Source organism: Collinsella sp. CLA-ER-H7 (assembly GCF_040092345.1).
In the GTDB taxonomy this organism is placed as follows: domain Bacteria; phylum Actinomycetota; class Coriobacteriia; order Coriobacteriales; family Coriobacteriaceae; genus Collinsella.
In genome coordinates this window covers 53,846-64,798 of sequence record NZ_JBBNLT010000014.1, presented here as the reverse complement: position 1 = coordinate 64,798, position 10,953 = coordinate 53,846, and the positions used below count along the sequence as shown (strand labels likewise).

The following is a 10,953-nucleotide window of genomic DNA, read 5'->3' as shown; positions in this document are numbered from 1 at the left end:
TTCCATGAATGCGGCGTGGCCGCCGCGGCTGAATTAGACACTCACCATTGTCGGCCTAATCCGCGGTCTTTCATGCAGCAGGGGCTCTCAATGTTTTTATGTCCTGCTCATATCGTCTCTGCCGGCACTTGGGGACAGTCCTTGTCGAGTTACTGGTAGTCATTGGGGACGTTCTTAAACGACTGCCCAACGGCTGTTGAGCACATGGCTCGCATGACAGCCGTCTCTTTTATGTTTCCTTTAGCCGTTGCTGCCTAGGATGGGGGTTAGTCGGTAGGAAGGGAGCGTCTATATGGACGACGCGAGCGAGCGTTCAATCGAAGAGGACATGCTCGATCAGTTCAATTACTTTGATGATGAGGACGAGGAGCTGATCGACCGTCGCGAGCCAGCGCCGCTTGATTCCTTTGATCTGGTCGATGAAGAGCCCGACGAGGACGAGGGCGAATCGGCGGAGCCCTCACAGCCTTCGCGCCTTAACTCGCTGCTTTCGAGAGCCCCCATGCACCACGGCGTTCGTGCCGGCGCGCTCCATATGAAAACTGACTGGCACCAGATCGTGACGGCAGGCGATGAGCTTGCCGTCGATGCGCCGCTCACCGATAAATCATCCATCATCTGCCGCACCGGCATGCTTATGCTGGCAAGCGGAACGGGTGCCTGGCGCGTGCGCGATACCATGAATCGTGTTGCCGCCGTACTCGGTGTCACCATCCACGTTGACTTAAGTCTTCTGTCGTTTGAGTGCACCTGCATCGAAGATGGTCACTGCTTTAATGAGGTCGTCAGCTTGCCCACAACGGGCGTCAATACCCATCGCATTTGGATGATGGAGAGTTTCCTCAAGGAAATCGAGACCTATGGTCGTCGCTTCACGGTGCACGAGTATCACGAGATGCTCAAGACCGTTGAGAGTTCAAAACCTGATTACGCGCCTTGGCAACAGGGCCTTGCGGCGGCCTGCGCCTGTGGCGCCTTCGTTTTTTTGCTCGGCGGCGGCCCTATCGAGATGGCCTGCGCGTTCGTGGGCGCGGGTGTCGGCAACTTTGCCCGCTCCCATATTCTCAAGCAAGGCCTTGGTCAGTTCAGCGCGCTGACGACCGGCGTTGCGCTCGCTTGCGTTTCGTATCTGCTGGCATTGCTCGGCCTTGGCCAGGTCATACCGGGGGCAATGTCGCACCAAGAAGGCTATATCGGCGCCATGCTCTTTGTGATTCCCGGCTTTCCACTCATTACGGCAGGCCTCGACATCGCTAAGCTCGACATGCGAAGCGGTATCGAGCGCCTTTCATATGCCGTATCGATTATTGTGATGGCGACCCTCGTAGGTTGGATGGTTGCCGAGTGTGTTGGCCTGGCGCCGGACGACTTTGCCCCACTGGGCCTTTCGCCGCTTGCCCTTACGCTCCTGCGCGTGGTGATGAGCTTCGTTGGCGTATTCGGCTTCTCGGTGATGTTCAACAGCCCGGTAAAGATGGCCGCGGCAGCTGGGTTGATCGGCGCCGTGTCCAATACCCTGCGTCTGACCCTTGTCGATGCGCCGACGATGATTCCCTTCCTGGGCCTCAGCACGGGAATGCCTCCCGAGGCAGCAGCGTTTATCGGCGCGCTGGTATCGGGGCTGCTCGCAAGCTTGGCTGAAGTCAAGCTCACCTACCCGCGCATCGCCCTCACGGTGCCTTCGATTGTCATTATGGTGCCGGGCTTGTATCTGTATCGCTCGATGTATTACATGTGCACCTTCGACACGGTCAATATGCTCGGCTGGTTTGTGCGCGCAGTGCTCATCGTAGCGTTTCTGCCCGTTGGACTGGGTGTGGCGCGTACGCTCACCGACCCTCGCTGGCGCCACACCAGCTAATTGGTACAAGGGGGACAGGTTACTTTGCACCAAATGAGTTGCGGTGAAATAGGGACTGAATTGCTGCTTAAAGGGTCAAAACAGTCCGTATTCCACCGCAACTTATGGGGTCGGGGGATTATCGGTGCCCTGCATCTTCATAAACTCAACGCTTACGAAGCGCATGCGTTTCGTGCTAGGCTGGTTCCACCACATAAGTAGTCGCAGACGCGCGTACCACGGGCGGGCGAGATGAAGTTCCAACAGCTCCATCTTGCCCGCCCGTTTTTGTTGCGTGGCGCCGCGGTACAACACAGAGAGGAATCTGCCCTTTATGCCTATCAACAAACGAGAGAGCCTGCTGTTCACCTTTATCATGTGCTTTTGCATGGTGCTCTGGATGAGCATCTACAACGTTGCCCTGCAGCACGGGGCCATCAACGGCGAGGTCGTTGCCACTGCGTGGCTCGGCTTCCCCGTTGCCTACATTTTTGCCATGTGCTGCGACTGGTTCGTCGCCAGCCCGCTCGCCAAGGGTTTCGCCTTTAAGTACTTGGTCACGCCGGGCAAGAGCTCGCCACTTGCCATGACGCTCGCCGTCAGCTCCTGCATGGTCGTTCCCATGGTCATCATCATGTCGCTGTACGGTGCCTGTGAGGGTCTGACGCACATGCCCGGCGGCATCCTTGCGAACCTGTATTCCGTGCCCGCGATCTGGATGATCAACATCCCGCATAATTTTGTGATGGCGCTGCCGTGGAACCTTTTGGTAGCCGGTCCGATTTCCCGCTTCGTCTTCCGTCGCGCCTTCCCTGTGGGGACGGTTTTCGAGGAGGAGCATGCCGAGCTCTTGGAGCAGGCTATGGCTCCTGAGTGCGAGTAGCTCGCTTAGGGATCTGCTGAGCGCGGGCGACTTGCTTGGTTGGAGCCCTAAGCGTGGATAGCTCTCTCGGCGACATCGCGGGCGTGAGCGGTGCGCATGACCGGAGGGCCCGTGCTGCTCCGTTGCCCGACGTGCTAGCGCGCAGAACAATCTGTTGGTGCATTCGGCGGCTGCTGAAGCGTTTCGGCAGCCGCTTTTTATACGGAGTTTAAATACAACAGTCTGTTGTATTACGTAGAGTGGTATATCTCTAGCGGGAAAAATGCGAGAGACGGAGCATTATGGCGTTGCTAGTAGGACTGGACGTAGGGTCGACGACGACCAAAGTTTACGCGATGCACGAGGATATGACCGAGGCGTGGTGGGGATATCGCCGCCACGGGGCGTGTCAGACAGCGAGCGTGCGCGCCATGCTCGGCGAGCTCGCCGAGCGCTTTCCCCATGAGTCACTGCGCGTTGCGGTGACCGGCTCGGGTGCGCGCGATATCGCGACCGCGCTGGGCGCCTCGTACGTTCAGGAGGTGGTCGCCAACGCGCTCGCGATCAGCAGGTTCTATCCGCAGACGCGCTGCGCCATCGAGCTGGGCGGCCAAGACGCCAAGATGATCTTCTTCCGCACCAACGATAAGGGAGACATCGAGGTTGCCGACATGCGCATGAACGGCTCGTGCGCAGGCGGTACCGGTGCATTTATCGACGAGATGGCAAAGCTCATGGGGGTCGGCACCGAATCGGGCGAGTTCGAGCAGCTCGCAAGCCGGGGAACGACCGTCCACGAGGTCTCGGGCCGCTGCGGCGTGTACGCAAAGACCGATATCCAGCCGCTGCTCAACGAGGGCATTCCTACCACCGACCTGGCGCTTTCGGCGCTTCATGCGGTCGCCCGCCAAACGATCGGCGGTCTGGCCCAGGGTATCGACATCGAGCCGCCGGTAATCTTCGAGGGCGGTACGCTCGCCTACAACCCCACACTGGTCCGCGTGTTCCGGGAGCAACTGAATCTATCGGACGATCAGGTTATCGTCCCGCGCGATCCGCAGATCATGGTCGTGCGCGGTGCCGCCCTGTCGCTGACCGACATGTTCGCATCGTCCCAACCGATCGACCTTCCCGACGCTTTTGTCCGGCTGGATAAGCTCGAGACGGTCGCGCCCGCAAGTGGGGAGGGACGTCTTGCCCAGCCCTTTTTTGCCACACCTGCCGAGCAGGCGGATTTTACGGCACGCCATGGCAAAGAGACGCCGGCAAAGGGTCCGGATGCGTATGCGCCCGGAGAGACGGTGCGTGTGGCGCTCGGTATCGATTCGGGGAGCACGACGACCAAGTTCGCCCTGGTCGATGAGGCGGGTGAGCTTGTCGATTCGTTCTACGCGTCTAATAACGGCAGACCGCTCGACGTCGCCCAACAGGGTCTTGTCAGCTTGAAGAACCGCTGGGAGACAGCGGGAGTCACGCTTGCGATCGATGCCGTGGGCACCACGGGATACGGCGAGGAGCTTTTCGCGCGCGCGTTCCACGCCGACTACCATACGGTCGAGACGGTCGCGCACGCCCGCGCCGCGTGCGCATGCGTTCCCGATGCGACCTTCGTGCTCGACATCGGCGGACAGGATATGAAGGCCATCTGGCTCAACCACGGCGTGCTGACCGATATCGTCGTCAACGAGGCGTGCTCTGCGGGCTGCGGCTCGTTCCTCGAGGGTTTTGCCAAAAACCTCGGAATAGCCGTTGAGGATATCGCGACCGAGGCATTTTCGTCCAAAGCCCCCGCCGTTCTCGGCAGCCGCTGCACGGTGTTCATGAACAGCAGCGTCGTTTCCGAGCAGCGGCGCGGTAAGGGTCCGGGCGACATCATGGCCGGTCTCTGCCGTTCGATTATCGAGAACGTGTTCACCAAGGTCATTCGCGTTTCAAATCTCAACCGTCTGGGCGACAAAGTCGTCGTCCAGGGCGGCACGTTCCGAAACGACGCGGTGCTGCGCGCATTCGAGCAGTATCTGGGCAAACCCGTCACGCGTGCGCCCCACCCGGGGCTGATGGGCGCTATCGGTATCGCCCTGCTCGCGCGCGAGGAATGCCGCAAGGGCGACGCCGGCACGTCGTTTATCGGGCTCGATGCCGTGGAGCGCTTCGAGCATCGCGAGTTCGGCGGCGTTACCTGCCGTCGGTGCAACAACCGCTGCCAGCGCGCGGTCGTGGCATTTGGCGACGGCTCGCTTTACGTCACGGGCAATCGCTGCCCGCGCGGCGGCGCCATCTCATGGGATGAGCTCGTGCGCGAGGTTCCCGCGGCAGAGGAGCTGCGTCCGCAGGGTGCTTGCGAGGCACAGGCACCCGGCACGGGGCGCGACCGGACCGCGGCTGCCCCCAATCTCTTTGTCGACCGCGAGAAGCTGCTGTTCGAGTCGTACCCCACGGTTCCCGTCAGCGGGGGGCGCGATGTCACGATCGGCATTCCCCGTGTGCTCGAGTTCTGGGACACCATGCCGTTCTGGTCGACGTTCTTCAGCACGCTCGGCTTTAAGGTGCGCGTCTCGGGACGCAGCACCAAGGCGATGTACGAGCGCGGTCTGGCGCACGTCACATCCGACACCGTGTGCTTCCCGGCCAAGCTCGTCCACGGGCACATCCGCAATCTCGTCGACGCCGGCGTCGACCGCATCTTCATGCCCATCATCACGACGGTGCCCACCGAAAACACCGCCTCTACCAGCGAGTGGATGTGCGCCGTCGTAAAGGGATACCCCTACGTGATGCGCAATTCCGATAACCCGGAGGAGCGTTTCGGCGTTCCGTTCGATACGCCGCTGTTCCACTGGTACGACGAGGGCGACCGAAACCGCCAGCTCAAGGCGTGGTGCAAGGAGACCTTCGATATCGATGCCGACCTGGTTGCCAAGGCGACCGAGCAGGCGGACCGCGCGCAGGAGACGTTTGAGAACCAGCTGCAGCTGCGCGGCAGGCAGGTGCTCGAGAACGTGCACGAGGACGGCGGCTACGCGGTGGTGATCGCTTCGCGCCCGTACCACAACGACCCGCTGGTCAACCACGGGCTGCCCAAGCTCTTCTCTGAGCGCGGCATCCCCGTGCTGACGCCCGATGCGGTGCCGGGGGTCTGCAACGTCGATCTTTCCAACAGCCGCATCGACATCGTGAACAACTACCATGCGCGCATGCTGTCGTGCGCGGTCATCGTCGCATCGACGCCCGAGCTCGAGCTCGTGCAGATGGGCAGCTTCGGCTGCGGCCACGATGCGTATCTCACCGACGAGATCGCGCGCATGATGGGCGAGATGGGCTCCAAGGTTCCGATGATGATCAAGCTCGATGAGAGCGACGTCGCCGGTCCCATGGGCATTCGCGTGCGTTCGTTTATCGAGTCGGTCAACCGTCGTCGCGCGGAGGAGCGTGCCGAGGGCGCCCGGGTGCACGCGGTCCATCCGCTCGACGACCCGTATAAGGTCAAGTACACCAAGCGCGACCGGCACGACAAGATCGCGCTGGTCCCCAACACCTCCCATGCGTTCTGCAGGCTCATGACCGCGGCGATGCGCAATCAGGGCGTGCGCGCCGAGGCCCTTGATATCGGGCGCGAGGATGCCATCCGCCTGGGCAAACGCTATGTGCACAACGACATCTGCTTCCCCGCGCAAATCGTGATCGGCGAGGCGCTCGCGGCACTCGAGAGCGGTAAGTACGACCCGCACGACGTCGCCGTGGTGACTGGCAAGTATATCGGCGACTGCCGCCTGACGCACTACATGCCCCTGCTGCGCCGCGCGCTCGACGACGCGGGATACGACTATGTCCCGGTGCTCACCAACGACGACGTCGATGCCCACAATGCGCATCCGGGCTTCAAGCTCGGCCTTGGCCCGAGCATCCAGATCGCCTACGGTCTTCCCATGATCGATGCCCTCGAGGCCATGCTTAGGCGCATCCGTCCCTACGAGCTCGAGAAGGGCGCGGCGGACGCTGCGTTCGACCGCGCGCTCGATGAGGTTATCGAGGGCATGGAGCGCTCCGGGCTGAGAGGCCAGGCGACGGGCTTCAAACGCGCGCTTGCGATCATGGACGCCGTTCCGTACGACCGCTCGAACCCGCATCCGACCGTTCTCATCGTGGGCGAGTACCTGCTCAATTTCCATCTCGGCGCCAACCACGAGATCGAGCGCTACCTCGAGGACAACGGGCTCGAGGTCATCGAGGCGCGCATGACCGACGTGATCCGCAAGACCTATTTCTACAAGCATGCGCAGTCGCGCGAGTTCCACGTCGACCTGTCGCTGCCCGAAAAGGCCTGGTACGCCACGGCGGACAACCTGTTCGAGCTCGCGCACGACCGTTGCGACCGCCTGGGCGCGGCGAGCCCGCTCTACGAGCCGCCGACGCGCATGCCCGAGCTCGTGCGCGCGAGCGATAAGATCCTGCACCATACGTTCGATGCGGGCGAGGGCGTGCTGATTCCGGCGGAGATCCTCGAGCACGCCAAGCGCGGCTGCCGCAACTTCGTGATCCTGCAGCCGTTCGGGTGTCTGCCCAACCATGTCGTGGGGCGCGGGCTCATCCATGCGCTCAAGGAGCAGTATCCCACGGCGCAGTTCCTGCCGCTCGACTACGATCCCGACGTGAGCTTCGCCAACGTGGAGAACCGTCTTCAGATGCTCATCATGAACGCCAAGGCGCAGGGGTGCGGTGAGGCGCATGGCGAGACCGCGTAAGGACGCCGATGCGCCCGATGCACGCACCCGTATCATCGAGGCGTTTTGGGAGCTCATCGAGAACAACAGCATCTTCGAGCTGTCGGTTGGCGAGGTGACCCGCGCCGCCCAGTGCAATCGCGGAACGTTTTACTACTATTTTCACGATTTCGATGAACTCGTCGCCATCGCCATAGCCCAGCTGCTGCAGGATAACGAGCTCATCACCGATGCCCTCTGGCATTTTTCGAGCGAGGGCGACCTTTCGGCGTTCGACCGGCGCGACGTCCGCTGCCTGCTGCGGCGCATCGTCATCACCATGAGGGCGGGTGCCGCCGAGCAGGTTGTGCAGGGCATCCATACGATCATCATCGACCGCGTGAGAGAGATCGTCCACCCCGACGGAGAAGAGCTCAAGGCAGATTCGAGCTTTGCGGTGGGCTTTCTGGTCTCGGGCATCATGGGCTTTGTGATGGCGGTCGGCTTTGCCCGGGAGGGCGGCGAGGAGATAGACCTCGAGCAGCCGGGGGACAGCGCGTGCGCGTACCTGAGGGCGGTCGCCATGCAGACGGTGGAAACGGTCGCGCAAGTCGAGGGCGTCGATACATCCGAGCTGCTCGAACGCGTCTCCAAGGAGGCCGATGCCTATCGCGCATCGCGTGCGACGAGTCCCGACGTGGTGAAAGACGCCTAGGGTTTCTCTTGCGGGGCGCCTGTCGCGCATCGCGCGGTGAGTCCCGCGATGCGGTCATAACCTGCATTCATGTGAGCCGGGTTTATAGATATTCCTCCAGCTGTTAACATAGACAGCCTGTGGGTAAAGAGACAAAAGCGCCGCCGACGGGCGGGCGTTTTGATTTCGATGAACTCATGTAAGGAAACGAGCATGTTAGATAGATTTACCGATCGAGCGCGCAAGGTCATGTCGATGGCCAAACAGGAGGCGCTCGATCTGCACTCAAATAAGGTGGGCACCGAGCACCTGCTGCTCGCACTCGCCAAGGAGGACGAGGGCATCGCTGCCGAGGCGCTGCGCTCGCTTGATATCTCCTACGACGACATCATGGACACCCTCAAGGAGGTCCAGACCACGGTTCCCGAGCCCAGCGAGGAGACCGAGGCTGCCAAGCTTGCCTTTACGCCGCTCGTCATTAGCGTGATGGAGCGCTCCTTCCGCGTGGCACGTGAGAACAACCAGACCTACGTGTCGACCGAGCACTTGCTGATTGGCATCGTCGAAGAGGGTAACGGCATGGCCATGGACATCCTCATGCGCCTGGGTGTGTCGTCCGCCTCCATCAAAAAGGCTATCGAGAAACTTACCGCCAAGGACCAGGACAAGAAGCGTCCGCTCGCCGGCGCCGGTGCCGGGCGTCCCGGTGCGGGCCTGCCGTTCTTTAGCGGCTCGGACGCGTCGCAGCAAAAGGGGAGCGGCACCGATACGCTTAAGCAGTTCGCCACCAACCTTACGCAGAAGGCGCGCGACGGCGAGCTCGACCCTGTAATTGGTCGCGAAAAGGAAGTCCAGCGTATGATGGAGATCCTTTCGCGTCGCACCAAGAACAATCCGCTTATCTTGGGCGACCCCGGCGTGGGCAAGACGGCCATCGTCGAGGGTCTGGCTCAGCAGATTGCAGCTGGCAACGTGCCCGAGAACCTTATGAACCAGAACATCTGGACGCTCGACCTGCCGGGCCTCGTTGCGGGCGCCAAGTATCGCGGTGAGTTTGAGGAGCGCCTCAAGAACGTGATCCAGGAGGCCACCGAAGCTGACGACGTCATCCTGTTTATTGACGAGATGCACACCATCATCGGTGCCGGCTCTGCCGAGGGCTCCATCGACGCGAGCTCCATGCTCAAGCCCGTGCTCGCGCGCGGTGCCTTCCAGATTATCGGCGCCACCACGGCCGAGGAATTCCGCAAGTACCTCACCAAGGACCCGGCCTTCGAGCGTCGCTTCCAGACCATCGATGTCGAGGAGCCGAGCGTCGAGGACACGGTCAAGATCCTGACCGCGCTCAAGCCGCGCTACGAGGAGCACCACCATGTGCGCTATACGCAGGGTGCTATCGAGGCCGCCGCGAACCTCTCCGACCGCTACATCCAGGATCGCTTCCTGCCCGATAAGGCCATCGACCTCATTGACGAGGCCGGCGCCCGCGCCCGCATCGCCGCCAACCGCGCGCCCGAGCCGGTGCGCGAGGCCGAGCATCGCGTGGAGGAGCTTAAGGCCGCCGCGCAGGAGGCCACCGAGAGCGACGACATGAACAAGGCCGCCGAGATCACCGAGCAGCAAAAGGCTGCCGAGATTGAGCTCGCCGAGGCCAAGGCTGCCTGGACGGCCGAGCTCGACGCCAGCCCGCTCACCATCGATGTCTCCCAGATTGCCGACATCGTGTCCGTGACCTCGGGCGTGCCGGTGTCCTCGCTCACCGAGAGCGAGAGCCGCCGCCTGCTGCAGGCCGAAAGCGTGCTCAAGACGCGCATCATCGGTCAGGACGAGGCCGTCGAGGCCGTTGCCAAGGCCGTGCGCCGCAGCCGCTCGCCGCTCAAGGACCCGCGTCGCCCCGGCGGCAGCTTTATCTTCCTGGGCCCCACCGGCACGGGCAAAACCGAGCTCGCCAAGACGCTCGCCGAGTATCTCTTTGGCAGCAAGGACGCGCTCATCAGCTTCGATATGTCGGAGTTTGGTAGTGAGTTCGAGGTCTCCAAGCTCATTGGTAGCCCTCCGGGCTATGTGGGCCACGACGAGGGCGGCCAGCTCACCAAGGCCGTTCGCCGTCATCCGTACTCGGTCGTGCTGTTCGACGAGATCGAGAAGGCGCACCCCGACATCTTCAATATCCTGCTGCAGGTGCTGGAGGAGGGCCGCCTGACCGATAGCCAGGGCAAGACGGTCGACTTCCGCAACACCGTGATCATCATGACGTCCAACGTGGGCGCCCGCGAGATCGCGCAGGATGCGAGCGTTGGCTTTGGCACCACCGGCGAGCAGGGCCTCACCTCGAGTGAGATCCGCGGCCGCGCGATGGGCGAGCTCAAGCGCCTGTTCCGCCCCGAGCTGCTCAACCGTATCGACGACATCGTGGTGTTCCAGAAGCTCTCGGGCGAGAACCTGACCAAGATTGCGCACCTGCTGGTGGACGATCTGCGCCAGCGCTTGATCGCAAACGGCATGAACATCAAGCTTACCGATGCGGCCTACGACAAGATTGTGGCGGAGGGTACCGACCTCACCAACGGCGCGCGTCCGCTGCGTCGTGCTATCCAAAAGCTCATCGAGGATCCGCTGTCCGAGGAACTGCTGGCTGGCGAGTGGGGCGAGGGCGATACCGTCCTGTGCGACGTGGCCGATGGCAAGTTTGTCTTTAGCCACGGCACGGGCGAGATCCCGGCACCGCGTCCGGTGGGCACGCTCGGTGGCGATACCGCCCCGGCGGCACCGCACACCGGCAACGCCGCGCCCGTGAGCGGCGGCGTGACCTCGGGCCCCGGCGGCATGATGCAAGCCGGTTCCGGCGCGCTGTAGG

The 10,953-nt window shown here is 62.3% G+C and carries 5 protein-coding genes; all 5 read left to right on the top strand.

Annotated features, from left to right (window positions below; all coding sequences use genetic code 11):
- Positions 1–292: 292 nt before the first annotated feature.
- The 5 genes from AAAX75_RS08740 to AAAX75_RS08720 all read left to right on the top strand — a co-directional run bounded on the left by AAAX75_RS08740 (position 293) and on the right by AAAX75_RS08720 (position 10,952).
- Complete coding sequence (locus AAAX75_RS08740) at positions 293–1,861, top strand: threonine/serine exporter family protein (RefSeq protein ID WP_349091903.1); 1,569 nt, start codon at positions 293–295, stop codon at positions 1,859–1,861.
- Between the two features lie 313 nt (positions 1,862–2,174).
- On the top strand, positions 2,175–2,723 hold the full coding sequence (locus AAAX75_RS08735; protein WP_022094319.1) for a hypothetical protein: 549 nt from the start codon (positions 2,175–2,177) through the stop codon (positions 2,721–2,723).
- Positions 2,724–3,004: 281 nt separating this feature from the next.
- Positions 3,005–7,444, top strand: coding sequence for an acyl-CoA dehydratase activase (locus tag AAAX75_RS08730; protein ID WP_349091902.1), 4,440 nt, complete (start codon positions 3,005–3,007; stop codon positions 7,442–7,444).
- Positions 7,428–8,117, top strand: a complete 690-nt coding sequence (locus AAAX75_RS08725) for a TetR/AcrR family transcriptional regulator (protein ID WP_055309426.1) — start codon at positions 7,428–7,430, stop codon at positions 8,115–8,117. The genes AAAX75_RS08730 and AAAX75_RS08725 overlap by 17 nt, the downstream gene beginning before the upstream one ends.
- 192 nt (positions 8,118–8,309) lie before the next feature.
- On the top strand, positions 8,310–10,952 hold the full coding sequence (locus tag AAAX75_RS08720) for an ATP-dependent Clp protease ATP-binding subunit (protein ID WP_349091901.1): 2,643 nt from the start codon (positions 8,310–8,312) through the stop codon (positions 10,950–10,952).
- Position 10,953: the final 1 nt, after the last annotated feature.